Origin of the sequence: Nonomuraea sp. NPDC050691, from assembly GCF_040654455.1 — a bacterium.
Lineage (GTDB): Bacteria > Actinomycetota > Actinomycetes > Streptosporangiales > Streptosporangiaceae > Nonomuraea.
Genome location: NZ_JBFAIA010000117.1, coordinates 1 through 26,559, shown reverse-complemented (window position 1 = coordinate 26,559; position 26,559 = coordinate 1). Strand labels below are relative to the sequence as shown.

19 protein-coding genes and 2 pseudogenes are annotated in these 26,559 nt (G+C 71.8%); 11 read left to right on the top strand and 10 right to left on the bottom strand.

Annotated elements, in window-relative coordinates; genetic code table 11:
• Positions 1–563, bottom strand: a pseudogene (locus AB0H81_RS31020) (MFS transporter); the annotation flags it as partial.
• A 43-nt stretch (positions 564–606) separates the two neighbouring features.
• Between AB0H81_RS31020 and AB0H81_RS31015 the strand changes: the two are divergent.
• Together AB0H81_RS31015 and AB0H81_RS31010 are read left to right on the top strand one after the other, a co-directional pair.
• A complete protein-coding gene (locus AB0H81_RS31015) occupies positions 607–1,080 on the top strand; it encodes a hypothetical protein (protein WP_358381635.1) in 474 nt (157 codons plus the stop codon).
• A gap of 659 nt (positions 1,081–1,739) precedes the next feature.
• A complete protein-coding gene (locus tag AB0H81_RS31010) occupies positions 1,740–1,910 on the top strand; it encodes a hypothetical protein (RefSeq protein WP_358381633.1) in 171 nt (56 codons plus the stop codon).
• Positions 1,911–1,919: 9 nt separating this feature from the next.
• On the opposite strand, the gene AB0H81_RS31005 is transcribed toward AB0H81_RS31010, so the two are convergent.
• The gene (locus tag AB0H81_RS31005) at positions 1,920–2,540 is read right to left on the bottom strand and encodes a pyridoxamine 5'-phosphate oxidase family protein (RefSeq protein WP_358381631.1); all 621 of its coding nucleotides are present in this window, start codon (positions 2,538–2,540) and stop codon (positions 1,920–1,922) included.
• 33 nt (positions 2,541–2,573) lie between these two features.
• Positions 2,574–3,095: a helix-turn-helix domain-containing protein gene (locus AB0H81_RS31000; protein ID WP_358381629.1), complete on the bottom strand. Its 522-nt coding sequence runs from the start codon at positions 3,093–3,095 to the stop codon at positions 2,574–2,576.
• A 46-nt stretch (positions 3,096–3,141) separates the two neighbouring features.
• Between AB0H81_RS31000 and AB0H81_RS30995 the strand changes: the two genes are divergently transcribed.
• Positions 3,142–4,485: an MFS transporter gene (locus AB0H81_RS30995; protein ID WP_358381627.1), complete on the top strand. Its 1,344-nt coding sequence runs from the start codon at positions 3,142–3,144 to the stop codon at positions 4,483–4,485.
• A gap of 10 nt (positions 4,486–4,495) precedes the next feature.
• On the opposite strand, the gene AB0H81_RS30990 is transcribed toward AB0H81_RS30995, so the two are convergent.
• Complete coding sequence (locus tag AB0H81_RS30990) at positions 4,496–5,593, bottom strand: PrsW family intramembrane metalloprotease (RefSeq protein ID WP_358381625.1); 1,098 nt, start codon at positions 5,591–5,593, stop codon at positions 4,496–4,498.
• 148 nt (positions 5,594–5,741) lie between these two features.
• On the opposite strand from AB0H81_RS30990, the gene AB0H81_RS30985 reads away from it, so the two are divergent.
• Complete coding sequence (locus AB0H81_RS30985; protein WP_358381623.1) at positions 5,742–6,221, top strand: PPOX class F420-dependent oxidoreductase; 480 nt, start codon at positions 5,742–5,744, stop codon at positions 6,219–6,221.
• Positions 6,222–6,236: 15 nt separating this feature from the next.
• Positions 6,237–6,644 (top strand): hypothetical protein, encoded by a 408-nt coding sequence (locus tag AB0H81_RS30980; RefSeq protein ID WP_358381621.1) that lies wholly within the window; start codon positions 6,237–6,239, stop codon positions 6,642–6,644.
• On the opposite strand, the gene AB0H81_RS30975 is transcribed toward AB0H81_RS30980, so the two are convergent.
• The 3 genes from AB0H81_RS30975 to AB0H81_RS30965 all read right to left on the bottom strand — a co-directional run bounded on the left by AB0H81_RS30975 (position 6,645) and on the right by AB0H81_RS30965 (position 10,814).
• On the bottom strand, positions 6,645–9,509 hold the full coding sequence (locus tag AB0H81_RS30975) for a vitamin B12-dependent ribonucleotide reductase (protein ID WP_358381619.1): 2,865 nt from the start codon (positions 9,507–9,509) through the stop codon (positions 6,645–6,647).
• Entirely contained in the window at positions 9,506–9,961 is a 456-nt protein-coding gene (gene nrdR / locus AB0H81_RS30970; protein WP_175588570.1) for a transcriptional regulator NrdR, read from the bottom strand. Before nrdR ends, AB0H81_RS30975 begins: the two co-directional genes overlap by 4 nt.
• A 634-nt stretch (positions 9,962–10,595) precedes the next feature.
• Positions 10,596–10,814, bottom strand: a complete 219-nt coding sequence (locus AB0H81_RS30965; RefSeq protein WP_358381617.1) for a hypothetical protein — start codon at positions 10,812–10,814, stop codon at positions 10,596–10,598.
• 2,261 nt (positions 10,815–13,075) lie between these two features.
• Here AB0H81_RS30965 and lexA point away from each other — a divergent pair.
• Positions 13,076–13,786, top strand: a complete 711-nt coding sequence (gene lexA, locus AB0H81_RS30960) for a transcriptional repressor LexA (protein ID WP_235994316.1) — start codon at positions 13,076–13,078, stop codon at positions 13,784–13,786.
• A gap of 383 nt (positions 13,787–14,169) precedes the next feature.
• Here lexA and AB0H81_RS30955 read toward each other — a convergent pair whose 3' ends face one another.
• Complete coding sequence (locus AB0H81_RS30955) at positions 14,170–15,045, bottom strand: helix-turn-helix transcriptional regulator (protein ID WP_358381615.1); 876 nt, start codon at positions 15,043–15,045, stop codon at positions 14,170–14,172.
• A gap of 183 nt (positions 15,046–15,228) precedes the next feature.
• On the opposite strand from AB0H81_RS30955, the gene AB0H81_RS30950 reads away from it, so the two are divergent.
• The gene (locus AB0H81_RS30950; protein ID WP_358381613.1) at positions 15,229–16,248 is read left to right on the top strand and encodes a zinc-dependent alcohol dehydrogenase family protein; all 1,020 of its coding nucleotides are present in this window, start codon (positions 15,229–15,231) and stop codon (positions 16,246–16,248) included.
• Positions 16,249–16,516: 268 nt separating this feature from the next.
• Positions 16,517–17,629 (top strand): aminotransferase class I/II-fold pyridoxal phosphate-dependent enzyme, encoded by a 1,113-nt coding sequence (locus AB0H81_RS30945; RefSeq protein WP_358381611.1) that lies wholly within the window; start codon positions 16,517–16,519, stop codon positions 17,627–17,629.
• A gap of 123 nt (positions 17,630–17,752) precedes the next feature.
• On the opposite strand, the gene AB0H81_RS30940 is transcribed toward AB0H81_RS30945, so the two are convergent.
• Positions 17,753–20,926: a PDZ domain-containing protein gene (locus tag AB0H81_RS30940; RefSeq protein ID WP_358381609.1), complete on the bottom strand. Its 3,174-nt coding sequence runs from the start codon at positions 20,924–20,926 to the stop codon at positions 17,753–17,755.
• Positions 20,927–21,103: 177 nt separating this feature from the next.
• Here AB0H81_RS30940 and AB0H81_RS30935 point away from each other — a divergent pair, with 177 nt between their 5' ends.
• Positions 21,104–21,556, top strand: a complete 453-nt coding sequence (locus AB0H81_RS30935; RefSeq protein WP_358381607.1) for a hypothetical protein — start codon at positions 21,104–21,106, stop codon at positions 21,554–21,556.
• A 30-nt stretch (positions 21,557–21,586) separates the two neighbouring features.
• A complete protein-coding gene (locus tag AB0H81_RS30930) occupies positions 21,587–22,552 on the top strand; it encodes a TIGR03557 family F420-dependent LLM class oxidoreductase (RefSeq protein ID WP_358381605.1) in 966 nt (321 codons plus the stop codon).
• 85 nt (positions 22,553–22,637) lie between these two features.
• Here AB0H81_RS30930 and leuS read toward each other — a convergent pair whose 3' ends face one another.
• Complete coding sequence (gene leuS / locus AB0H81_RS30925; RefSeq protein ID WP_358381603.1) at positions 22,638–25,124, bottom strand: leucine--tRNA ligase; 2,487 nt, start codon at positions 25,122–25,124, stop codon at positions 22,638–22,640.
• A gap of 427 nt (positions 25,125–25,551) precedes the next feature.
• Between leuS and AB0H81_RS30920 the strand changes: the two are divergent.
• A pseudogene (locus AB0H81_RS30920) lies at positions 25,552–26,559 on the top strand (hypothetical protein); the annotation flags it as partial.

Here is a 26,559-nt window from a genome sequence, read left to right as displayed (position 1 = left end):
GCCGACGCTGGCCAACTTCGCCGACGCGTTCGGCGAGCAGGACCTCGTCGGCCCGAGGCGGCGAGCACGAGGGCGCCCAGCGCCGCGAGCACCGCCGTGGTCCCGAGGCCGAGCTGGCGGGCCAGCCCGGTGGCCGGGGCGGCGAGGATGACCCCGACGGGGAAGGCCGCGTGGACCGGCTGGAACAGCCGCCGCCCGCTCTCCCGCTCGGCCCTCCCGGTGGCCAGGTTGAGGGCGACGTCGAGCGCGCCGCTGGCCGCGCCGAGCACGAGCAGGGCCGCGCCGAAGGCCGCGAGGGACGACGTCCAGCCGACGGCGGCGACGCTCAGGCCGAAGGCGGCGCAGGCGAGGAGGAGGGCGTCGCGCTCGCGCCCGCGGGCCGGCCGACCGATCGCGGCCATCGCCGGGATCGCCCCGACCGGCACAGCGGCGAGGGCCAGGCCGAGGTCGGCGGTGGAGGCTCCGAGCTGGTCCTTCAGCGCAGGCAGGAGAGCCGACCAGGCGCCCCAGAACATGCCCCAGGCCCCGCAGACCAGAATGAGCGGAAACCCCCGATGTTTCACGAATCTCCCTCGCGTCACTGTCAAGCCATGGTAAAGATCGACGATGTTGTTCGACGAAGGGAACCTCGTGCTCAAGCGTACGATCGTCGCGGTCGGCCTCGTCGCCGCCGGGATCGCCGCCGTCCCCGCCCCCGCCTACGCCGCGTCGGCGGCCTACACGCCCGAGCGCGTGTGCGGGTCCGGGTTCCACCGGGTCAAGGACGGCCACCGGACCATGACGACGCGCGACGGATCGGTGTTCGGGCACGTCTACCTCATGTACAGCAAGAGCAGCGGCGAGAACTGCGTGGCCGCGATCAAGACCCGCTTCACCGGCACGCGCACGGTCACCGGCGCCAGCCTGGAGGTGCGGGGCGGCGGCAAGTCCGAGGACGTGCAGAAGTACCGGTACTACGCCGAGACCGGGCACGTGGACGGCAGCTGGAAGTGCGTGAAGTACGAGGGCTGGACCCGCACCCCGGACAACCGGGTCGAGGCGTGGGGCGGCCGCAAGTCCTGGGGCAACTGCAAGGGCTAGCAGGTCTTCCGGTACGGGACGTCCGTCAGGTGGCGGGCCCGGTCCTCCTCGGACAGGGCCCCGCCGGCACACGGCTGAGCGTTTCCACGGCGGGTCAGGCAGCGCATCCTCGCCCTCACCGCGGCGGCGGCCGTAGCCCTGTCCCTCACGGCCGTCCCCGCCTCCGCCGCCGTCCCCTCGGCGACCGCCCGGGTCCCGGCTCACCAACGCCGCCACCGGCATGTGCCTGGCCGTCGGCAAGGCGGAGCGGTGCAAGGGCAAGGTCGTCATCCAGTGGCCGTGCGGCGACCAGACCGACCAGGTGTGGCTGCGACGGTAGAAATGCATTGAACGCGCAGGTGGCCCCACGTTAGGTTGTCCGGCATGGCGGGCTCCGGGCCCGCCGGCCGCGCGGGCGCGGCGCCCGTACGGCCGGGCATCGGGAGGGGTCACCATGAGGCGCATCAGGATCATCAGACCGCCGAAGCGTCCGGATCCCCACGCGGACCTGGACCTGCGCTCACCGTCGGGCCGCCGGCTCCCCTACTGACCAGGGCGGGCCCGTCAGGAGCCGTCGGCGCAACCGCGAAATGATTTCCCCGCCGAACCGTTTCTTACACCGCGCTTACCCATGTTTCTGTAGTTAGATAAGGTAACAGGAACATCACGGGGGGCTCGCGATGAAGAGGCTAGCGGTGGTGCCGCCGCACATCGTCCGGCACAAGGTGCGTGACATCCGCACGGCGGACCGGCGCAGACCGTCGCCGGCCGACTCGAAGGTGGTCGACCTGCGCGCCTACGCCGGCCGCAACGTGATCCGCTTCCCCGGCGGGCCGACCCCGGCCGCCTAGCGGCACGGGTCAGCCGTAGAGCTTCTTGGTGTACGACTCGCCGTAGTACTGCTCCAGTTGCTCGAGCGACTCCTCGACGACCTGCACGTCCTTGATCAGGCGGGCGTGCGAGGGCAGGGCGTCGGGCTCCCAGGAGCCGGGCTTCCACAGCGCCGAGCGCAGGAACGCCTTGGCGCAGTGGAAGAAGATCTGGTCGATCTCCACCACGAGCGCCAGGTGCGGGCGGTGGCCCTTGACGATCATCTCGTCGAAGAACGGCGCCTCGCGGACGAGGCGGGCGCGGCCGTTGATCCGCAGGGTCTCGTTGCGGCCCGGGACCAGGAAGATCAGGCCGACGTGCGGGTTGGTCAGGACGTTGCGGAACCCGTCGGCCCGGCGGTTGCCCGGCCGGTCGGGGATGGCGATGGTGGAGTCGTCGATGACGTGGACGAACCCGGCCGGGTCGCCCTTGGGTGAGACGTCACAGGATCCGTCGGCGTCCGAGGTGGCGATCAGGCAGAACGGCGACGCGGCCAGCCACTGCCGGTCGCGCTCGTGCAGGCGCACCCGCTCCTTGGTGACGGCCCGCGGCATCACGTCACCGAGCAGCTCCCGCAGCTCGGACTCGGAGGTGATCTCGACCCAGCTCATGCGATCTCCCTTCGGGGGTCCGCGTGCATCTTGTCACGGGAGCGGATCGAGCAGCCGGTGGGGTCGCCGCAGGGCGACGCTGACCGGGTCGCTCCGGTCGTCCTCCAGGCCGGGCCCCGGGCGCACCTCGACCTGGTCGGCCGGGAGGTGCGGGGTCCCGCAGCCGGTACAGGAGGCGGTGGCGTCGATCCGGCCGCCGCAGTCCGCGTGCGAGAAGACCCGGCGGGCGCCGCGGCTGCTCAGGTGACGCTCGCCCCATTGCCCCAGGGCCAGCACGGGCATCCAGAGCTCGCGGCCCATCGCGGTCGGCACGTACTCGTCGCGGGGCGGGGTGTCCTGGTAGCGCCGCCGTTCGAGCACGCCGGCCTCGACCAGCGTGGCCAGCCGCTGTGACAGCACCGCTCGCGGGATGTCGAGGTGGGCCAGGAAGTCGCCGTAGCGGCGCACGCCGTAGAGCGCGTCGCGGACCACCAGCATGGTCCACCGCTCGCCGACCAGTTCCAGGGCCCTGGCCAGGGAGCAGTCCTGGCCGTCGTAGTTCTTGCCGAGCGCCATGAAGCCCATCTTAGTTCGTTCATTGAACCGTGGTAGCGTGCGCCACATGAGTTCAATCACTGAACCGACTGCGCGGCGCACCCTGACTCCCGCCGTGGCGTCCGCCGCTCCCCTGCTGGTGCTGACGAACTACACCGTGCCGATGGTCACGCTGCCCGACACCGCCCGCGCGCTCGGCGCGGGACCGACCGGGCCCGTGTGGATCCTCGGCGCGATCGCCCTCGGGCTCTCCTCCGTGCTGCTGGTCTCCGGCGGGCTGGCCGACGACTACGGGCGCAAGCGGGTGCTGGTCGCCGGGACCGGCGTGCTCGCCGCCGCGAGCGTGGTGACGGCTCTGGCAACGGCCGTGCCGGTGTTCGTGGTGGCGCGCTTCGCCCAGGGGGCCGCGAGCGCCGCCATGCTCGCGGGCAGTCTCGGGCTGGTCGGGCACGCCTATCCGGCGGGCCCGGAGCGGGTGCGGGCCACCGGGCGGTACGGGGCGATGATCGGGCTCGGCACCGCCGTGGGGCCGCTGCTGTCCGGGGCGCTGGCCGCGGTGGCGAGCTGGCGGGCGGTGTACTGGCTGGTGGCGGTGTGCGCGGTGGCGCTCATGGCGGTGTCCGCCCGGGTGCTGGAGGAATCGCGTTCCCCCGAGCCGCGGCGTTTCGACGTGCCGGGGGTGGTGCTGCTCAGCGTGGCCGTGGCCGCGCTGGTGGCGGGGGTGACCGAGGGCAGGCTCGGCTGGGGGCGGCCCGTCGTCGTGGGGGCCCTGGCGGTGGCCGTGGTGCTCGGGGCGGCGTTCGTGGCGGCCGAGCGCCGGCGGCCGGAGCCGCTGCTCGACCTTGAGCTGTTCCGGCGGCCGGCCTTCCTGGTCGCGACCGGGGGCGCGCTCGTCGTGGGCGCGGCGATCGTGGGGCTGCTGAGCTACCTGCCGAGCGTGCTCCAGCAGGCGCGCGGGCTCACCCCGTTGGAGACCGCCCTGCTGTTCGGGCTCTGGTCGTCGCTGTCGTTCGTGGTCGCCCTGCTGTCCCGGCACCTACGGCTGACGACCTCGGCGCGCTTCGCGCTCGGCCTGACGCTCAGCGCGGCCGGCTTCACCGGGCTGCTCGGCCTGGGGTCGGCCGGGTCGATGCTCCCGATCGTCGCCGGGCTGGTGGTCAGCGGGGCCGGCTCCGGGCTGGTCAACTCATCGATCACGCAGCTGGCCGTCGAGAGCGTGCCGGCGCACCGTGTGAGCATGGGGTCGGGAGCCAACAACACGGCCCGCTACGTGGGCAGTTCGCTGGGGGCGGCGGGCGTGGCGGCGGCCGTCGGGCAGCTCGGCGCGGGGCAGGGGGCGGCGCTGGCGGTGGCGGGATGCGTCGCGCTGACGGCGATCATGGCCGTAGCGGCGCTGGTCGCCGCGAGGTGACATGAGACCTCTACCAGCGGCGGGCGCGGGCCATGGCACCCAGCAGCGCGTCGCGCTCGGCGGCGAACCTGGCCGGGTCCATGCCCTCCCGCTCGGCGCGCAGGTGCAGCATGGTCAGCTCGGTCGCGGCGTGCTGGTAGTCGCTCATGGCCCGGCCCAGCCCGGCGCGCCGGGCCCACCGGCGGGCGCGGGCGCGGCCGGGCAGGGAGCCCAGCATGGCGAGGTCCTGCGGGCCGACCAGGCCCGTCTGCTGGTAGGCGGGCAGGTAGGCGCCCATCTTGGCGACGAGCTGGCGACGCTCGCGCACCGCCACCACGACGAGCAGCACCAGCGCCGTCATGATCACCAAGTACGCGGTGGCGAGCCAGCCGAGCGACTGGAGGGACGCCGCGCCGTTCCACAGCCCGTGGAGCACCACCGCGGCCAGGTAGCCGAGCGGGATCATGGCGTACCGGGCGGCCCCGCGCCGGGTCAGCGCGTAGGCGACCCCGAGTCCGATCATGGAGGTGTAGATCGGGTGGCCGAGCGGGTCGATCAGCCCGCGCATGACGAAGAGCTGCACGGTCGCGCCGACGCCGTTCTGCATGAAGGCGCTCAGGTAGTAGCCGACGTTCTCCACGGCGGCGAAGCCCAGCCCGGCCATCGAGGCGTACACGATGCCGTCGGTCAGCCCGTCGATCTCGCGGCGGCGGCGCAGGAGCAGCAGCAGCGCCGACCCCTTGAGCGCCTCCTCGATCACGGGGGCGAGGAACACGGTGCCCATGGCGTCCACCACCTGCGCCCCGTACCCGGCGCTGGTGAACAGCGCCTGCCCGGCCAGCGTGAGCGCGACGCCCAGCACGATCGCCACGCCGGCGCCCCACGCGAACGCGAAGGCGAGGTGCAGCTTCGGCTCCGGCTCCAGCCGGTCCAGCGAGAGGACGGCCGCGAGCAGTACGGGCAGCGGCGCGAGCGCCAGCAGCAGCGACAGCCCGAACCCGACCGGTCCGCCTCTCCACAGCAGGACGGCGAGCACGACCAGGGCCAGCAGGCTGGAGACGACCAGCCCGATCAGCAGGGCCTTGCTGGGCCGCTGGACCAGCAGGGGAGGGCGCAGGGGGACTGTCATCGGTCACGCCTCTCTTCGCTCGGGGTCCCACTATGGACCCCCGGCGTCGACGAACGCTTGCCAGTCGCTTGACGGCAGGGTCGAAGCGATCGGCGACCGGGCGGGGGTTGCGGCGATAGGGTTCCCCACAACAGGGAGGAATCACCAGATGACCGACGAAAGCTACGGACCTGGAGCAGGCCCCGCCCCCCACGCGCTCTCCGACGAGGAGCTGTCGAAGCTCATCGCCGGGCAGCGCTTCGGAGCCCTCGCCACCACCCGCAGCAATGGCGTCCCCCACCTGTCCACGGTGCTCTACTCCTGGGACCCCGACCGGCGCGTGGCGCGGATCTCGACGGTCGCGGACCGGCTCAAGGTCCGCCAGCTCCAGCGCGACCCCCGCGGCTCCCTGTACGTGACCAGCGACGACTTCTGGTCCTTCGCGGTCGCCGAGGGCGTGGCCGAGCTGTCGCCGGTCAGCGCCGAGCCGGGCGACGAGGTCGGGCGCGAGCTGCTCGCCATGGCCGGCGGCGTCTCCGGCCCGGCGCAGGAGGAGGCGTTCCTGCGCCAGATGGTCGCCGACCGGCGCATGGTGATCCGGCTCAGGGCGTCGCGGTTGTACGGGACCACCCTGCCCGTCACCATGTGACGCGGGGGTGACGCGATGGGTGTCCTGATCCGCGCCGAGCACGTGCCGCCGGGACAGCGGCACGCCGCCTGGCGGAGCATCGTGTGCGACACCCTCGGCCCGCTGGACTGCCGCATCGCCCCGGACGCGCCGCTGCGCGGCGAGATCGACGCCGGGACGCTCGGCTCCGTCGGCGTCGGCCGGGTGCGCACCACCACCCCGCACAGCGTCCACCGGACGCCCGGCCAGATCCGCCAGGGCTCGCGCGAGCTCCACCGGGTCGTGCTCGCCCTGTCCGGCGAGCCCGTCCTTGAGCACGACGGCCGCTCCACCCGGCTCACGCCCGGCCGCTCGCCCTCTACGACGGGCGGCCCGGGCGGGTTTCCCTCGGCCGGGCTGAGGGGGCCCGGAACGACGTCCGGACCCCCTCGGCACGCTGCTTGATCAGCTGCAGCCGCTGGTCGAGCCGCAGCCCTCGCAGACGTAGCAGCTGCCCGCCGGGCGCATCTTGGTGCCGCAGGTCATGCAGAGCGGCGCGTCAGCCGTGAAGCGCTGGTGGCTCTCCAGCGCCTTGGCCGACGGCTTCAGCAGCTCGGCCAAGGACTCCTGCGCCTCCCCGGCTCCCGCCTTGTCCTCGGGCTTGGCCTCGATGGGCGCCGACTGGGCGAGCGCCTCCCGGTCGACCGTCTCCTGCAGCGCCGCCGGGTCCTCGCCGCGCTGCTGCGCCGCGCGCTCGGCCGCCGAGAAGATGCCCAGCGCCGCCCGCTCGTCGTACGGCAGGTGGTCGAGGGCGAGGCGGCGGAAGATGTAGTCCATCACCGAGGTCGCCATGCGGATGTCCGGGTCGTCGGTCATGCCGGCCGGCTCGAAGCGCATGTTGACGAACTTGCTCATGTACGTCTCGAGCGGAACCCCGTACTGCAGGCCGATCGAGATCGCCACCGAGAAGGCGTCCATGACGCCGGCCAGTGTCGAGCCCTGCTTGGACATCTTGAGGAAGACCTCGCCCAGCCCGTCGTCCGGGTAGGAGGAGGCGGTCATGTAGCCCTTGGCCCCGCCCACCGTGAAGCGGGTCGTCGTGCTCGGGCGCTGGTTGGGCATCCGCCGGCGCGTCGGGCGGTTGACCTCGATGACCTTGATCTCGGGCTCGGCCGGGACCACGTCGGCCGCGGCCTTGGCCTCGTCCTTCTTGCTGCCGTTGCCCGCCGACAGCGGCTGGCCGACCTTGCAGTTGTCGCGGTAGACGGCCAGGGCCTTCAGGCCGAGCTTCCAGCCCTCCAGGTAGACCTGCTCGATGTCGTCGATCGTGGCCGACTCGGGCAGGTTGACGGTCTTGGAGATGGCGCCCGACAGGAACGGCTGGGTCGCGGCCATCATGCGCACGTGCCCCATCGGCGCGATCGCCCGCTCGCCCATCGCGCAGTCGAACACCTCGTAGTGCTCCTGGCGCAGCCCCGGCGCGTCGACGACGTGGCTGTGCTCGGCGATGTACTCGACGATGGCCTCGATCTGCTCCTGCGGGTAGCCGAGCTGCTTGAGGGCGCGCGGGATCGTCTGGTTCACGATCTGCATGGAGCCGCCGCCGACCAGCTTCTTGAACTTGACCAGCGCGAGGTCCGGCTCGATGCCGGTGGTGTCGCAGTCCATCATCAGGCCGATGGTGCCGGTCGGGGCGAGCAGCGACGCCTGGGCGTTGCGGTAGCCGTGCTTCTCGCCGAGCTTGAGGCACTCCGACCACTGGCGCGACGCCTCGGCGTGGATCTTGGCGTCCATGGAGCCGATCGTGCGCAGGTTGTCGTTGGCGGCGGCGTGCTTGCGCATGACCCGCTTGTGCGGCTCGGCGTTGCGGGCGTAGCCGTCGTACGGGCCGACGGCGCCGGCGAGCTCGGCGCTGCGCCGGTACGACGTGCCGGTCATCAGCGAGGTGATCGCGCCGGCGACGGCACGGCCGCCGTCGGAGTCGTAGGCGTGGCCGGTGGCCATGAGCAGCGCGCCCAGGTTGGCGTAGCCGATGCCGAGCTGGCGGTACGCGCGCGTCGTCTCGCCGATCTTCTCGGTCGGGAAGTCGGCGAACGTGATCGACACGTCCATCGCGGTGATGATCAGCTCGGTGAGCTTGACGAAGTTCGCCACGTCGAAGGAGTTGTCGTCCTTCAGGAACTTCAGCAGGTTGATGCTGGCCAGGTTGCAGGAGGAGTTGTCCAGGTGGACGTACTCGCTGCACGGGTTGCTCGCGGTGATGCGGCCGGTCTCGGGCGTGGTGTGCCAGTCGTTGATCGTGTCGTCGTACTGGACGCCGGGGTCGGCGCACTCCCAGGCCGCCTTGGCCATCTTGCGGAACAGGTCGCGGGCGTCGACCGTCTCGATCACCTCACCGGTGAGGCGGGCGCGCAGGCCGAACTCGCCGCCCTTCTCCACCGCGCGCATGAACTCGTCGGAGACGCGGACGGAGTTGTTGGCGTTCTGGTACTGGACCGAGACGATGTCCTTGCCGCCGAGGTCCATGTCGAACCCGGCGTCGCGCAGCGCGCGGATCTTGTCCTCCTCGCGCGCCTTGGTCTCGATGAACTCCTCGATGTCGGGGTGGTCGACGTCGAGGACGACCATCTTGGCGGCGCGCCGCGTCGCACCGCCCGACTTGATGGTGCCCGCGCTGGCGTCGGCGCCGCGCATGAACGACACCGGGCCGCTGGCCGTGCCGCCGCTCGACAGCAGCTCCTTGGAGGAGCGGATGCGCGACAGGTTGACGCCCGAGCCGGAACCGCCCTTGAAGATCACACCCTCTTCCTTGTACCACTCGAGGATCGACTCCATCTGGTCGTCCACCGAGAGGATGAAACAGGCGCTCACCTGCTGCGGCGACTTGGTGCCCACGTTGAACCAGACCGGCGAGTTGAAGGCGAAGATCTGGTGGACCAGGGCGTACTTCAGCTCATGGTCGAAGATCTCCGCGTCCTCGTCGGCGGCGAAGTAGCCGTGCTCGACCGCGGTGCGCGTGTAGACGCCCACGACGCGGTCCACGAGCTGCTTCAGGCTCCACTCGCGCTGCGGCGTGCCGACGGCGCCGCGGAAGTACTTGGTGGTCACGATGTTGGCCGCGTTGACCGACCAGGACTCGGGGAACTCGACGCCCCGCTGCTCGAAGTTGATCGAGCCGTCACGCCAGTTGGTCATGACGACGTCGCGGCGCTCCCACGCGATCTCGTCGTACGGATGCACGCCCGGCTTGGTGAAGATCCGCTTCATCTTCAGGCCCTTGCGGGGACGCTTGCCTCCGCGCGCGACTGAACCGCTTGCCGTCTCCGTCATGACTCCCCCTTCTCCGCCTTCAACTGTTCGATCTCGGCCTCGAAGTCCGCCAAGGTCTCGAAACCGCGATATACCGATGCGAACCGCAGGTAGGCCACCTCGTCCAGCTCCCGCAACGGGCCGAGGATCGCCAGGCCGACCTCGTTGGAGGGGATCTCCGCCGCGCCCCTCGCCCGGATGGCCTCTTCGACCCGCTGCCCGAGCTGGGCCAGGGAGTCCTCGCTGACCGGCCTGCCCTGGCAGGCCCGGCGCACGCCCGCGACCACCTTGTCCCGGGAGAACGGCTCGGTCACGCCGCTGCGCTTGCTCACCATGAGGAGTACGGTCTCCTGGGTGGTGAACCGGCGCCCGCATTCCGGACATGTACGGCGGCGCCGGATCGCGCCACCGTCGTCCGTCGAACGGCTGTCGATGACCCTGGTGTCAGGATGGCGACAGAACGGACAATGCACGCGTTTCGCCTCCTGACCCGCGGTCACCCCACCCCGGCCTCGCCCCCTGCCCGGCTTGACCAGGGAACGCTCGCGCCCGCACCACGGCATGCCATGGTGCGGTCACGAAAACACAAGGTGTGGTGAACTACATCGGTGTAAGTACTAGATGTTGTGGTCCAACCGTAGAAGCGCGCGACCATGAACGCAAGTTGAGCCACACCCGTCTCAAGGAAGCCGCTGATCAGCGCAGCATGTTCCCGCCCGCACGGCGTGTCGCCCCTTTCCGGCCACGTACGCCCCACAGGACTGCCCCGTACACGGAAAAAACACCTTTCACGCAGCTCAAGAACTACGCCCGCATTTCAGGTATGCCAGGGGCCACGCAGGCCCTCACTCCGCGTACGCCCTCACCTGAGCCGAGCACAGCCAGGACCGACGTCAGCCGGGCCTACCGGGCGCAGGTGGAGTGTCGGCCACCGAGCGGGAGGACCGCATCCGGCACCACCGGACGCGGGCAGCCAGGCGGAGTGAGTCGACGTCCGTGGCGAACCGCTCCACGGCGGACCCTCGCCTGTGCTCCACCCGCCACGGAGCCGTAACTGCCCGAGAAGCCATGACCGCGCGAGAAGCCGTGGTATCGCGGAAAGCCATGTCATGGCGACAAGCCGTGAGCGCGCGAGAGGACGGCGGCGCCGGCCGGCGAGCCGTGACCGCCTGAGAAGCCGTGACCGCGCGAGAAGCTGACGCCCGCATCGAAAGTGATGACCGCATGAGCAGCCGTGGCACTGTGAGAAGCCGTGGCCGCGTGGGCGGCCGTTCTGGTGCCGAGCCAGAAACCGCACAGGGACAACAGCGCCGCCATCAAGATCATGATCGCTGCCCGCCCTCGGCGCGTCAGCCGCACCGGGGCAGCCCGCCGCCCACAAGCCCCGCGCGAGGCCGCCCGCCGCGCGGACGCTCCGCTCCCGGGGGCCGTCCGGCCAGACGCGGCCCCAAGCGGATCCGTCCACCCGTCCCTCCGCCGCGAGGACCCCGCCCGGACGGATGCCAGCCGCCCGCCCTTCGCCCGAACAGATGCCTTACGCGTATCCCTTCTCCCCCGCTCACCCGCACGGCCCTGCGTCCTCCCCGCAGCCCCACCGGTCTGCGCGGCCCCCCGGGCAGCCCCATCGGTCTGTGCGAACCCCCGGGCGGACCCACCGGTCTCTGCAGTCCCCCGTGCGGACCCTCGCCCCTGCGCAGTCCCCGGCATAGCCATAGGGCTCTTCCCCAATCCCCGGGCAGACCCACGCCCCTGCGCAGTCGCCCGCACAGCCTCACGGCCCTGTGCGCTTCTCTGCTCACCCCCACGGCTCCGCACAGCCTCCAGCACCCGCAACGGCCCGCGCACAGCTGCTCCGCCCGGGACCGGCTCACGCACCGGGCGGGTCCCCTTCCCCTCTCGGCTCTCGACCGTCACCGGCCGCTGCGCTGCCCCTGCGCCCTGTACTGCCCCGCCCCCTCGACCGGGTCCGGCGGATCCGCTGCGACCGCCCTGCACGATCGAGCCGACACGAGCCACCGGCGAAGCAGCGGCCGCCCTGCCGCCAGGCACGGCCGACAGTCGCGCACTCGGCCGGGACCCCCTGCCGCGCCCCCGGGTGTCCCCGCCGCTCACCGCCGAACCGGTCCCGGCCGGCCGGGAAGTCCTCGCCGCCTCACCCTGCGCAGCCTGCCTGCCTCGTACCGTCGATCGGTCGCCCCTGGACGATCCGTCCCCTGTCGCCGCCCCACCCCTATGGGCCGGGTCGCCGCTGCCCTCCGGACGCCCCTCGGGAAGATCGAGGTCGTCGGCCTCCGGTCTGGGCGGCGGTACGAGCCACAGTTGAGGTCTTCCCGCGGCAGAGGCACGACCGGCCTGGCGGCGGGCCGCCCTCACCTCGGCGTCCGGCAACACCCCGTCGGTGTCCGGCGACACCCTGTCCCTACGCGAGCCGTCCTCCCGCATCCGAACCCCACCCCTCGAAGTGAAACCCGCGAACCGCCCGGCCATACGCCAGGCCCGATCGCCCCAACCGGCGCGACACCCCGGTCCGCCCTTCATGCGTGGCACGCTCGATCGATCCGCCCCACACCAGACGATCCACCGACATGACGCGTCGGCTTCTCGCCTCCTCACACGCCGGCCGCTCCTCCAAGGGCGGACACAGCCGGCCTCACCACCACCCACCGCACGGGCATATGCTCACCGCCCACTGCGCCGGCGCTCGCCTCACCACCGTCCGACGCGCTGACACCCGTCTCACCGTCCATGCGCCAGCGTTTGACTCACCGCCGCCCATCGCGCCGGCGTTCGCCTCGCCGTCGTCTGCCGCACCTGCGTTTGCATCTCCACCGTTCTCAAGGCGGCCGTCCGCGGCCCGGCCTCTCGTGATGCGACCGTTTCCGCCAAAGATCCGCGCGCCCCCGCCCCGCACGCCCGCGACCGGCACACCCCCGATCCGCTCGTCCCGTACGAACTCGATCCCCACATCCCGTACGTCCTCGATCCGCGCGGCCTCGATGCACGCAACTTCGGCGCCCGTACCTTCAGTGCGGCCGGTCGCGCTGCGCCTACTCCTGGCTCGAACGTTCCATGGTCCGGCCGCGCGCCCTGTGCCCCTGCGCACCGCCCCCGCGCGCAATGCGCCTCGGGAGCGGTGGCGCGCCAGATGTGGCCGGTGGCGAGATGCCGCTCAGACGGTGAATTGCCGTCTAAACCAGTACAAGCGCGAATACTGAACGCTTTGCCCACGCCTGCGACACCTTCATCATCCCCACCAACGTTCTTGATCGCGTTTGTACGGCCCGCCGCCACGCTCGGGCGCCCGGCGTCGTCGCTGGTCATGTCCGCAGCCGCAGTGGTGTGCACGACTGACCTCCCACGCCGTCCCGGGGTCCGAGAAAAAGACCCAATAAAGATCAGCAAATCGAACACGATGTCGATCGAACTCCCGTACGATGTTGTACACCACGGCACTGATAATTTCGAGGACGACTCGAACAATTGTTTGAAGATGATCTTCAACAGCGATACGGTCGCTGTGTGCGACATGGAGACCACGGACCGGGAGGACCGGCCGGAACGGCAGGCCCCCGGGCGAGGAGGAGAGCATGAGCGAGCGAGATGACGCAAACGGGGTCACCGACCTCGCGGTGCGCCGGCGCGACTCCCTGGGCCTGACGCCCAGGCAGCGCAAGATTCTCGAGGTGATCCGAGACTCGGTGCAACAGCGCGGATATCCGCCGTCCATGCGTGAGATCGGCGAGGCCGTGCAGCTCACCAGCACGTCCAGTGTGTCGCACCAGTTGACGGCGTTGCAGCGCAAGGGCTATCTGAGGCGCGACCCGCACCGGCCGCGCGCCCTGGAGGTGCGCCTGCCCGGCGAGCCCGCGCTCTGGGTCGACCCCGACGCCTCCTCCACCGTCGAGCCCACCGTGAGCAGGCCCACGGCCGCCTACGTGCCGCTGGTCGGCCGGATCGCCGCCGGTGGCCCGATCCTCGCCGAGGAGAGCGTCGAGGACGTCTTCGCGCTGCCCAAGCAGCTCGTCGGCGAGGGCACCCTGTTCCTCCTCCAGGTCGCCGGTGACTCCATGATCGAGGCAGCCATCGCCGACGGCGACTGGGTGGTCGTCCGCCAGCAGCCCGTCGCCGAGAGCGGTGACATCGTGGCCGCCATGATCGACGGCGAGGCCACGGTCAAGACCTTCAAGCGCAAGGACGGGCACGTCTGGCTGGTTCCCCACAACCCCAACTACGACCCGATCCCCGGCGACGAGGCCAGCGTCCTGGGCAAGGTCGTGGCGGTGCTCCGCCGCCTCTGACCCGTTCCGATGCCGACGGCTCCCCGGGCACGCACTCGGGGGGCCGTCTCAGCCCACCCTCACGAGCGAGCCGGACATCCTCCTCACCGGCTCTTCATTCGCGCCATTTCGCGCCATTCGAGGGGCCGATCCAGTAGTACACCGCCCTCCCAGGGGCCGTACTGAGTACGTCGCCATCCCAGGGGCTGCACTGAGTACCGCGCCCTCCCAGGGGGCCGCGCCGCCGTCCCAGGGGCGGACTGAGTACGCCATTTCAGGGGCAGATCAGGTACGCCGGAAAGAGACAGCGGGAAGGTGCGCCGCTGACCGCGAAGCTTGTGTGCCAGTGATGCGACACTCCGCCGGCCTTGACTGCGGCTTCCCTTGAGCGGGGTTGACGGTCGTCATGCCGTCGGCGCTGCGGCGCCGGGCACGGGCCTCTGGGTGGCGGCCCAACTGGCCAGGAGGCGGAGTTTGTCCTCGGAGTCGCTGCCTGGTTCCGTGCCGTAGGCCACCAAGGTGAGGTCGTCGGCCGACAGGTTCAGGGATTCGTAGGTGAGGTGCAGGTCGCCGACCACGGGGTGGTGGAACGGCTTGGCGCCCTGGTGGTGCTGGCGGACGTCGTGGCGGGCCCAGCGGGTGCGGAAGTCCTCGCTGCGGGTGGACAGCTCGCCGACCAGGTCGGTGAGGGTCTTGTCGTACGGGGCGCGGCCGGCCTGGTGGTGCAGAAGGGCCACGGTGTCGTCGGCGGCGCGTTCCCAGTCGCCCCAGAACTGCTGGGAGCGGGGGTCGAGGAAGATGAACCGGGCGTGGTTCGGGGTGGCGCCGCGGGCGGCGTCGAACATGGGGGCGTACAGGGCACGGCCGAGGATGTTGGTGGCCAGGACGTCGCCGCGGCCGTTCATGATGAACGCCGGTGCTTCGGTCATGGCGTCCAGCAGCCGCTGAACGTTGGGCCGCACGGTGCGCGGGACGGGGCGGCGCCGCCGCCGGGAGCCCGGTCCGGCGGCGCGGGCCAGATCCTCCAGGTGGGTGCGTTCTTCGTCGTTCAGCCGCAGCGCGCGAGCCAGGGCGTCCAGAACGCTGTCCGAGACCCCGGACAGATCACCGCGTTCCAGGCGGGAGTAGTACTCCACGCTGACCCCGGCCAGCTGGGCGACCTCGGCACGGCGCAGGCCCGGCACCCGGCGGGTGCCGTAGGAGGGCAGCCCGGCCTGCTGCGGGCTGATCCTGGCGCGGCGGGAGGTCAGGAACTCACGGATCTCGCTGCGGTTGTCCACCTTCTCCAGGCTAGGCGGCCTTCCCTCTGGCAGGGGTGCCCTGTCAGTACACCTTTCACCAGTGCCTTCCATGCCGCTTGACCAGCGCTTTTGATGGGTAGCGGCTCGGGGGACCGAGAGGCTTCGAGCCGGGCACGCCCGCGGGCGACCGTGGGGAACAGAGAATCCGAAGGAGTGAAGGTCATGCGTGGTGTGGTGATGCACGCTCCCGGCGACGTCCGGGTGCAGGACCTGGACGACCCGCAGATCATCGAACCGACCGACGCGATCATCCGGGTCACGGCGACCTGCGTGTGCGGGTCGGACCTGTGGCCCTACCGCGGCATCGAGGAGGTCCACGACCAGCCGATGGGCCACGAGTACGTCGGCGTGGTCGAACAGGTCGGCAGCGAGGTCAAGACCGTCAAGCCCGGCCAGTTCGTCGTGGGCACGTTCGTCGCCGCCGACGGCACCTGCGAGATCTGCCGCTCGGGCTACCCCTCCTCGTGCATCCACCGGGTGTTCATGTCCCTGGTCGGCACCCAGTCCGAGCGCGCCCGGATCCCCTATGCCGACGGCACCCTGGTGGCCACCCCCGGCACCCCTGAACCCGACCTGATCCCCAGCCTGCTGGCCGCCTCCGACGTCCTGGGCACCGGCTGGTTCGGTGCGGTGGCCGCCGAGGCCGGCCCCGGCAAGACGGTCGCGGTCGTCGGCGACGGCGCGGTCGGCCTGCTGGCGGTGCTGGCCGCCAAGCAGCTCGGCGCCGAGCGGATCATCGCCATGAGCCGCCACGAGACGCGCCAGAAGCTGGCCACCGAATTCGGCGCCACCGACATCGTCACCGAGCGCGGCGCCGAGGGCGTGGCGAAGATCAAGGAACTGACCGGCGGGCTGGGCGCGCACTCGGTCGTCGAAGCGGTCGGCACCCACGAATCGATGCACCAGGCCGTCGGCTCCGCCCGCCCGGGTGGCCACGTGGGCTTCGTGGGCGTCAACCACGACGTCACCCTCAGCGGAGAGGACCTCTTCTTCTCCCAGGTGCACCTGCACGGCGGACCGGCCCCGGTGCACCGGTTCCTGCCCGAGCTGATCGACCTCATCTGGCAGCGGAAGATCAATTCCGGCAAGGTCTTCGACCTCGCCCTCCCGCTGGAAGAGGCCGCCGAGGGCTACAAGGCCATGGACGAACGCCGCGCCATCAAGGCCATCCTGCACCCCTGACCCGCCACGACCGCCGCCCCCTGGAGCGAAGGTGGGCGTGCTCGCGGCGCAGGGTCGTACCCCATGGCAGGTCCCGCAGGTCGCGGGTGTTGTCGCGGCCGGGCCACGCGAGGGCGGCGGTCATGTCTCCTCCGGCGTATCGGGCCGCCTCCGAGGGCCTCACTTGGCGTGCCCCCGTGCTCGTCCGGCCGGCGCGGACGCCCCCCGAGCCGCCGGCGGGCGCGGACGCACTCCGAGCCGTCAGAACGCGGAAATCTACAATGTCCCCGTGAACTACGCATTGGGCCCAGATGACTTCAAATCCCGCAACGACGGGTTGAAGTGGGCCAAAGCTGCCCCCGGTGTCATCCCCGCCTGGGTCGCCGACATGGACATGCCCACCGCTCCCGCCGTGGCCGAGGTCCTCAGGCGGCGCGCCGAAGGCGACCTCGGCTACCCGACCTGGCTCGACAACCCGGGCTGCGGCCTTCTGGCCGAGGTGTTCGCCGAGCGCATGGCCGGCCGGTACTCCTGGAGCCCCGACCCGGGCCACGTGCGCACCTTCTGCGACATCAACCAGGCCCTCCAGGTGCTCCTCCACCTGTCCACCCGGCCGGGCGACGCGGTGGCTCTGCACACCCCCGCCTACCACCCGTTCCTCGGCACGCTGGAGGTCATGGACCGGCCGCTGCGGCCCATCCGGCTCGTCCCCGACGAGGGCGACTCGTGGCGGTACGAGGTGCCCGACCTGTCCGGGTGCCGCGTGCTGCTGCTCGTCAACCCGCAGAACCCGACGGGCCGCGTCTTCACCCGCCGTGAGCTGGAAGAGCTGGCCGAGCACGTCGAGCGGCACGACCTGCTGGTCATCTCCGACGAGATCCACGCGGACCTGACGTACGCCCCGAACCAGCACATCCCCTTCGCGACGATCCTGCCCGAGCGAACGGTCACGCTCACGTCGGCGAGCAAGGCGTTCAACCTGGGCGGCGTCCGCTGCTCGGTCGCCCACGTCGGCTCTCCCGCCGTGCGTGAGGCGCTCGCCGCCCAGCCGCCCTTCCTGTACGGCTCGGCGCACGTGTTCGGCGTGGAGGCCACGATCGCCGCGTGGCGGGACGGCGACGCCTGGCTGGAGGAGACCCGGGCCCTGCTCGACCGCAACCGCAAGACCATCGCCGCCCGCCTGCCCGAAGGGGTCGGTTACCGCGTGCCCCAGGCGACGTACCTGGCGTGGCTCGACTACGGCCGCCCCGGCATGGCGGAGGTGCTGGAGCGGGAGGCGAAGGTGCTGCTGAACGACGGCGCCGCGTTCGGGCCGGGCGGGGAGAACCACGTCCGGCTGAACTTCGCCACCACGGAGCCGGTCCTCACCGAGATCCTGGACCGCCTCCAGAACGCCCGTTGAGGGCCCCCGGCCGGCGCGTCGTCGAGCGCCGGCCGAGGTTCGGGCCGGACGGGCGTCCCAGCCGGGCGGATCCCCCGGGAACGGAGGTCCAGGCCGAGGCCGGGCGGAACCAGGTGAGGAAGGTCAGGACCCCAGCGGCGGGAGGGCCGGCGGGGTGGCGGCCGGGCGCTCCTCCAGGGCGGCCAGCGCCAGCTCCACCGCCTTCTCCAGTTGCGGGTCGCGCCCCGCCACCCGGTCCTGCGGCGTCATCACCACCTCCACGTCCGGGTCCACGCCGTGGTTCTCCACGCCCCAGCCCGGCCCCTCCAGCCAGAACGAGTACCGGGGCTGCGTCACGACCGTCCCGTCCACCAGCGAGTACCGCGAGTCGATGCCGATCACGCCGCCCCACGTCCGGGTGCCGACGAGCGGGCCGAGGCCGCGGTTCTTGATGCCGGCGCTGACGATGTCGCCGTCCGACCCGGCGAACTCGTCCGTTACCGCCACGATCGGGCCGCGCGGCGAGTCCTCCGGGTAGCGCATCGGCTCGTAGCCGCGCACCTGGGTCCACCCGGTGACGCGGCGGGACAGCTTCTCCAGCACCAGCTCCGAGGTGTGGCCGCCGCCGTTCTCGCGGACGTCGACGACGAGGCCCTCGCGGGCCATCTCGGTGCGCAGGTCGCGGTGGAACTGCGCCCAGCCCGACGCCACCATGTCCGGTACGTGCAGGTAGCCGAGCCGGCCGCCCGACGCCTCGTGGACGAACGCCCGGCGTCCCTCCACCCAGTCGTGGTAGCGCAGCCGGGTCTCGTCCTCCAGCGGCGTGACGACCACGCGGCGCGTCTCGCCGCCCGAGGCGGGCCGTACGGTGAGCTCGACGGCCCGGCCGGCCGTGCCGGACAGCAGCGCGAGCGGGCCGCGGACGGGATCGACGGGGCGTCCGCCGACGGCGACGATCGCGTCCCCGGGCCGTACGGCGACGCCGGGCGCGAGCAGCGGCGAGCGCGCGTCGTGGTCGGACGACTCGCCGGGCAGGATGCGCGCGACCCGCCAGGTGCCGTCCTCGTCCCTGGCCAGGTCGGCGCCGAGCAGTCCCTGGCGGCGGCGCGGGTCGCCTGGGGCGGCGTTGGCGCGGGCGTAGGCGTGGGACGTGCCGAGCTCGGCCTGCACCTCCCACAGCAGGTCGATCAGCTCGGAGTACGAGCCGAGGCGGTCCACCAGCGGCAGGTAGCGGTCGAGCACGCCCTGCCAGTCGACGCCGTTCATGTCGGCGCGCCAGAAGTGGTCGCGCATGAGCCGGCCGGCCTCCAGGTAGCCCTGGCGCCACTCGGCGACCGGGTCGAGCTGGACCGTGACCCGGTCGAGGTCGATGGTGACGACCTCGTCGCCCTCGGATGCCGAGCGGGTCTGCAGGCCGTTCTTGCCGTTGATGACGAGCCGGGTGCCGTCGCCGCTCACCTCGAAGGCCCGCACCTCGGTGCCGAGCTCGGCCCTGGCGCGCTTCTTGAGGTCGTAACGTTCGAGGACGACCTCGCCGGCCCGCTCGGTGCCGTCGCCGAGCTGGCCCGTGAGCGGGTGGCGCAGCCAGAGCAGGGCGTCCTTGGCGGCGCGCAGGTTGCCGTAGCGGCCGGCGGGCACCGGCACGGGCACGACGCGGGAGGCCAGCCCCTCGGGGTCCACCTCGGTGCGCGGGGGCGCGTCGTCCTTCTTGTCGTCCTGCGCGGGCTTGTCGTCCTCGCCGTTGAAGCCGCGGCCCTGGAGGCTCGGGTCGAACGGCGAGGGGGTGGTGGCGCGCAGGGGCACGATGTACGGCCGGCAGCCGACGGGGAACGCCAGGTCGAAAACATGCGCGTCGTACACCGGGTCGAACGTGCGCACCGACAGGAACGCCAGGTGCTTGCCATCCTTGGTGAAGACCGGGTCGAAGTCGGCGAAGCGCAGCGGTGTCACGTCGATGACGGACGTGCCGTCGAGGCGGCCCATCCTGATGCGTGACAGCGGCTCGTGGTGCGGGTGGACCCAGGCGAGCCACGCCGAGTCGGGCGAGAAGGTCAGGCCGCTGATGTCGCCGTGCGCGGTGCGGTCGAGCTCTCTGAGCGCCCCGGTCTCGACGTCCACGACCAGGAGGCGCCCGTCGTGGGTGGCCGCGGCCACGTGCTTGCCGTCGGGGGCGGCGGCCAGGGCCAGCACCCGGCCCAGCTCGCCCGCGGCCAGCGTGCGGATCTCGCCGCCGGGCGTGCCGACCTCCAGGCCGTCCTCGCCGGTGGCGTCGGAGACCCAGACCGCCCTGCCGCCGTCGCCGAGCACGCGTGGCAGCCGTACCCGTACGCCGGGCTGCACGCGCAGCGCGCCGGCCGGTCCGTCGCGGTGGGTGACCCAGTGGGCGGTGCCGCGCACCTCGACGGCGCTGGCCCGTCCGGTCGCGTCGGGTGAGAAGGCGCCGGCGCGGGCGGGCGCCGGTCGCGGGGCGCGGGCCGGGCGCGGCCCGCTCAGCCTGACGTCCAGCCGGTACGGCTCGGCGTCGAGCCCGTCGAGCAGCCACAGGTCGCCGGCGTGGGCGTAGACGACCCGGCTGCCGTCGGTGGAGGCGTGCCGGGCGTAGAACTCGGTGTGCGTGGTGTGCCGGCGAAGGTCCGAGCCGTCGGGCAGGGAGGAGTAGAGGTTGCCCGTGCCGTCGGTGTCGGCGAGGAACGCCAGGCGGTCGCCCACCCACATGACCGACCAGTACTGGGCGTCGCTGTCGGCGAACAGCCGGGCGAACTCGCCGTCGCCTTCGGCGTCCACCCAGATCTTGCCCGCGGTGCCGCCGCGGTAGCGCTTCCAGTGAGACGGCTCCCGCCACACGGACGACACGGTCGCCACCCTGCCGGCCGCGGCCGCCCCGGGCTCGGCGCCGCCGAGGGCGACCTCGCTCACCCATCCGTACGGCAGGCGGGTGGCCGGGCCGCCGTCGAGCGGCACCGCGTACGCCCAGGTCCGGCTGCGCCCGCCCTCGCCCGCGGCGGTGACCGCGAGCACGTCGCCACCGGCGCTCCATCCTCGGGTCCCGGTCATGGCGTTGCCCCAGTGCGTCAGCCGGTCGCCCTGCGGGCCGTCGACCTCCGCGGCGAACACCTCGGGCGCCCCCTCCCGGTGGCTGGTCCACGCGATGCGGGCGCCGTCAGGCGAGAACCTCGGGAAGGAGACGGGTGCGCGGTCGGCGGTGAACCGCCACGCCCTGCCGCCCGTCACGGGTGCCAGCCACACGTCGTCGTCGGCGACGAAGGTGACCAGGTCACCCCACAGATGCGGATATCTCAGGTATGCGCCAGTTGTCACACGTGAACCCTAGTGCCGCCGGTCCGCATGCCGACAAGATTTTCCCTCCTGGCGTCACGAGCGGACGCCGGTGAAAGTCATGGTCAAAAGGGCAGGCCAGGGCGGATGCTCGTCACTCGCGAGGGCAGGAAAGGGACTTCAGGCCCGAAACTCCGCATATTTCCACGGCGAGGAACCATGAGACTCTTCCCCAAGGCCCACCAGCTCCCGGCCCGCCTGTCCGCCGGCATGGTCATCCTCAACTCCGGGCTCGACATGGCCGGCGCCGACTCCGAGACCGCCGCGGGACTCCACGGCATGGCCTCCGGGACGTACCCCTTCCTCGGCAAGCACGACCCGGTGGCGTTCGTGAAGCTGCTGTCGAAGGCGGAGATCGCCGTGGGCGCCGCCCTGCTCGTGCCGGTGGTCCCCTCGGCGGTGGCGGGCGCGGCGCTGACCGCCTTCGCGGGCGGCCTCGTCGGCCTCTACCTCAGGACTCCCGGCATGCGCCGCGAGGGCAGCCTGCGTCCCTCGCAGCAGGGCATCGGCCTGGTCAAGGACGTCTGGCTGCTCGGCATCGGACTTGGCCTGGTGGTGGAGGAGCTGCTCGACCGGCCCGCGCGCCGAGGGATCTCCGCCTTCGTGAGCTAACCGTGCGCTTGACGGGGTAGCGCGCACATCATGGTGCAAATCGGATACACCCTGATGTGCGAGCAGACTCCCGCGCGCCAGCTGGTCGATGACGCGGCGAAGGCGGAGCAGATCGGCTTCGACTACGCCGTCATCTCCGATCACTACTTCCCGTGGCTGGAGGAACAGGGTCACGCGGCCTACGCCTGGTCGGTGCTGGGCGCGGTGGCGCACGCGACCGAACGGCTCCCTCTGATGACGTACGTGACCTGCCCGATCATGCGCTACCACCCGGCCGTGGTCGCGCAGAAGGCCGCCACCATGGGCGTGCTCAGCGACGGGCGCTTCACCCTCGGGCTCGGCTCGGGCGAGAATCTCAACGAGCACGTCATCGGCGAGGGCTGGCCGTCCGCCGACCGGCGGCACCGGATGTTCCGCGAGGCCGTCACCATCATCACCGAGCTGTTCGGCGGCCAGTACGTCACCTACGACGGCGAGTTCTACGACGTCGACTCGGCCAAACTGTACGACGTGCCGGAGCAGCCGGTGCCCATCGGCATCGCCGCCTCGGGCGGGAGCTCGGCCGCCATCGCCGCGGAGTACGGCGACCTGCTGATCGTCAACGAGCCGATGCCGGAGGTCGTCGGGCAGTTCGTCCAGGCGGGCGGGGCGGACAAGCCGGTGTACGGCCAGCTCGCCCTGTCGTACGACACGGACGCCGAGGCGGCCAAGCAGCGCGCCCACAAGCTGTGGCGCTGGTCGGCGGCCGGTTGGAAGGTCATGGCCGAGCTGCCGGGGCCGGTGAACTTCGAGGCGTACTCCGAGTTCGTCACGCCCGACGACGTGGCCTCCAGCGTGCCGTGCGGCGGCGACGTGGAGGCCGTGGTGGAGGCGGTCAAGAAGTACACGGACGCCGGGTACACGCACGTCGCGCTGGTGCAGATCGGGCACGACCAGCAGGAGCCGTTCTTCCGCTGGGCCGAGCAGGAGCTGCTGCCCGCCCTGCGCGCCCTCTGACCGCCCGCTCCCGCGGGGCTTGCATGGCGCGGCCCCCGGCCGCCGGGGAAGGCGGACGGGGGCCGGTGTGCCGTATGCGTCCGGGTCAGGGGACGATGTTGACCAGCTTGGGCACGCGGACGATCACCTTGCGGGGCTCGCCGTCCAGGTAGGAGCGGACCTTGTCGGAGCCCAGCGCCAGCGCGCGCAGCTCGTCCTCGGAGATCGAGGGTGAGACCTCCAGGCGGTCGCGGACCTTGCCGGCCACCTGGACGACGCAGGTCACGGAGTCCTGCACCAGCAGCGCGGGCTCGGCGACCGGCCAGCCGGCCAGCGCGACCGTCGTGCCGGTGTGGCCCAGCCGCTCCCAGCCCTCCTCGGCGGTGTAGGGCGCGACCAGCGACAGCATCACGGCCAGCGCCTCGGCCGCCTCGCGCACCGCCGGGTCGGCCGCGCCGGGGCCGGAGTCGATGGCCTTGCGGGCCGCCGACGTCAGCTCCATCAGCCGCGCCACCGCCACGTTGAAGCGGTGGGACTCGACCAGCTTGGTGACCTCGTCGATGGTGCGGTGGGTGAACTTGCGCAGCTCCAGGTCGCCGCCCTCGAAGGAGACGCCCGGCCCGCTGGCCACCTCGTCCATCACGCGGAAGGCGCGGGCCAGGAACTTCTGCGAGGCGGCCGGCGAGACGTCGGCCCAGTCGATGTCGTCCTCCGGCGGGCCGGCGAACACCATGGTCAGGCGGACCGCGTCGACCCCGTACGCGTCGATCTGCTGGCCCAGGTCGACGCCGTTGCCCAGGGACTTCGACATCGCCTTGCCGCCGTTGATCACCTGGCCCTGGTTCAGCAGGCGCAGGAACGGCTCATTGAAGTCGACCATGCCCATGTCGTGCAGGACCTTGGTGAAGAAGCGGGAGTACAGCAGGTGCAGCACCGCGTGCTCCACGCCGCCGACGTACTGGTCGATCGGGCCCCACTTGCGGACCTGCTCGACGTCGAAGGGGCCGTCGGTGTAGCCGGGCGAGCAGTAGCGCAGGTAGTACCACGACGAGTCGACGAAGGTGTCCATCGTGTCGGTGTCGCGCATGGCGCGGCCGCCGCACTTGGGGCACTCGACGTTGACCCAGTCGGTGGCGCTGGCCAGCGGGGAGACGCCCTTGGGGGCCAGCGCCTCGCCGCGCAGGTCGGGCAGCGTGACGGGCAGCTGGTCGTCGGGGACGGGCACCTCGCCGCAGTCCAGGCAGTGGATGATCGGGATCGGGGTGCCCCAGAACCGCTGGCGCGACAGCAGCCAGTCGCGCAGCCGGAAGTTGACCGAGGCCTCGCCCCGGCCCTGGGTCTCCAGGATCTCGATGATCTTCGCGATGGCCTCGGCCTTGGTCAGCCCGTCCAGCGGGCCGGAGTTGACCAGGGTGCCCTCGCCCGGCGTCGCCTCGCCGGTCTCGCCGGGGTCGGCCAGGCCGGTGTGGACGACGACCTTGACCGGCAGCCCGAACTTCAGCGCGAAGTCGAGGTCGCGCTGGTCGTGGGCGGGCACGGCCATGATGGCGCCGTGGCCGTAGTCGGACAGCACGTAGTCGGCCGCCCAGACCGGGATGCGCTCGCCGTTGACCGGGTTGATCGCGTGGCGGCCCAGGAAGACGCCGGTCTTCTCCTTGTCGGTGGACAGCCGCTCGATGTCGCTCAGCTTGGCGACCTCGGCGCGGTAGGCCTCGAACTCCTCGCGCCGGTCGTCGGTGACGATCTCGTCGGCCAGCGGCGCGTCGACGGCGACCACGAAGAACGTCGCGCCGAACAGCGTGTCGGGCCGGGTGGTGTAGACGTGGACCGGCTCCTCGCGCCCCTCGATCTCGAACAGCACGTCGGCGCCCTCGGAGCGGCCGATCCAGTTGCGCTGCATGGTCAGCACGCGCTCGGGCCAGCCGCCCTCCAGCTGCTCCATGTCCTTCAGCAGCCGCTCGGCGTAGTCAGTGATCTTGAAGTACCACTGCGTCAGCTCGCGGCGGATGACGTCGGCGCCGCACCGCTCGCACTTGCCGGCCACGACCTGCTCGTTGGCCAGCACGGTCTGGTCGTTGGGGCACCAGTTGACCAGGCCGCCCTTGCGGTAGGCCAGGCCCCGCTCGAAGAAGCGGTTGAACAGCCACTGGTTCCACCGGTAGTACTCGGGGTCGCTGGTGTGCAGGCGGCGCGACCAGTCGAAGGAGATCCCGTAGCGGCGGAAGGACGTGGCCTGCGTCTCGATGTTGGCGTAGGTCCACTCGGCCGGGTGCGCGTTGCGCTTGATCGCGGCGTTCTCGGCGGGCAGGCCGAAGGAGTCCCATCCGATGGGGTGCAGCACGTTGTAGCCGCGCTGGAACCAGTAGCGCGCGACGACGTCGCCGATGGCGAACACCTCGCCGTGGCCCATGTGGAGGTCGCCGGAGGGGTAGGGGAACATGTCGAGCATGTAGCGCCGCTCCCGGGTGTCGGCGGCGTCCTCGCCCGCCCGGAACGGGTCCAGCTCCTCCCACCGCTGCTGCCACTTGGCCTGCAGCGCCTGCGGATCGTACTCACTCACGGCGAATGTCCTTCTGGCTCGACTCGGACCCATAAGAAAACCCCCCGTGCGCAGGACGAGGGGCAGCCGCGACGGCAGAGCTCAGGGCCGTCGCGGCCCGCTAAGAAGCAGGGTCGCGGAACGCATAGGTCAAGCCTAGCGCACCTCATCAGGACTTTGCCGATACTCGACGATGGCCATCGGGCGCAAGTGGCGTTTCCGCCTGTTCCTCTCCCTACGAGACCCGATGGTGATGTATCCGTTGTGACCTCATATGTCCCATTAGATTACCCTCGACACCGTGGTACACCCCGTCGAGCCCCAGTGGTCCCTGGTGGGCCTGCCCATGCAGGATCCGCCCACAGATCCGCATGGCTTCGCGCGTTTCGCTGCGGAACCCACCAACTCTCCTGGAAAATCCCATGAGATCATGTCCGACGCGCCAAAAGCGGACATAACACCACCAGGAGGTACGGGAGCCATGGCATCGGATCATTCCGGAGCACAGCACCTGCCACCATCCTGGCCCGAGGTGCCGCCCCGGGAGGGTTCATCGCGCGGGGATTCCCGGCAGCCCTCGTCCGCCCGCCGCGGCCCGTCCGCCGAGCGGCCCTCCCAGCCTTCCTGGCCGGACGCGGGCCCCTCCTCCTCTTGGCCGGACCCGGTCCCGCCGTCGGGCGGGACGTCCCCCGCCAACCCGTGGCCCGACCCGGTCCCGCCGTCGGGCGGCACCTCGCCCTCGAACCCGTGGCCGGACCAGGTCGGGAGCGGGACGTCACCCTCCAACGCGTGGCCGGACGCGGGCTCCGCGTCGAACGGCTGGCCGGACGGCGGCTCGCCGTCGCGCACGTCGTGGCCCGACGTGTCGGTCGCCTCCAACGCGTCCTGGCCCGAGACGCCGCGCCAGGACGGCCCGGACGCCCGCGGCGGCGCCCCGGACGGCCACCGGAGCGGCACGGACAGCCGCGGGATGGACGGCCCTGGCATGGACGGCCGCGGCGGGGGACGCCGCGGCGAAGGAGCCGGACGCCGCGGGGACGGGATGGACGGCGGCGCGCGGGACGGCTCCCGCGAGCCCGGCCGCCGCGACCCCGTGCCCGCCTGGCAGGACGCCTCCAGTGTCTCCACGCCCTCCTCGCCGTCCGACGCCTGGTCCAACCTCAGCTCCCCCGCCCCGTGGCCGCCCGCCGACGGTGGGCAGGTGCGCGCGTCGGCCGCGGCCGCCATGGACCGCACGGTCACGTACGGCCGCGGCACACCGCTGAACGACCACGCCGTACCCCAGGGTGGAGGCACACCGCTGAACGACAACGCCTTCCCGCAGGGCGGAGGCATGCCTCCGCACGACCGCGCCGTCCCCCTGGGCGCCCCCGCGGCCGGGCTCGACGACCGCGCCATGCCGCAAGGACACCACCCGCAGGGACCGCACGGTGGTGCCCCCCTGGACGAGCGGGTCGCGCCGCAGGGACGCGACCGCGCGCGGCCGGCC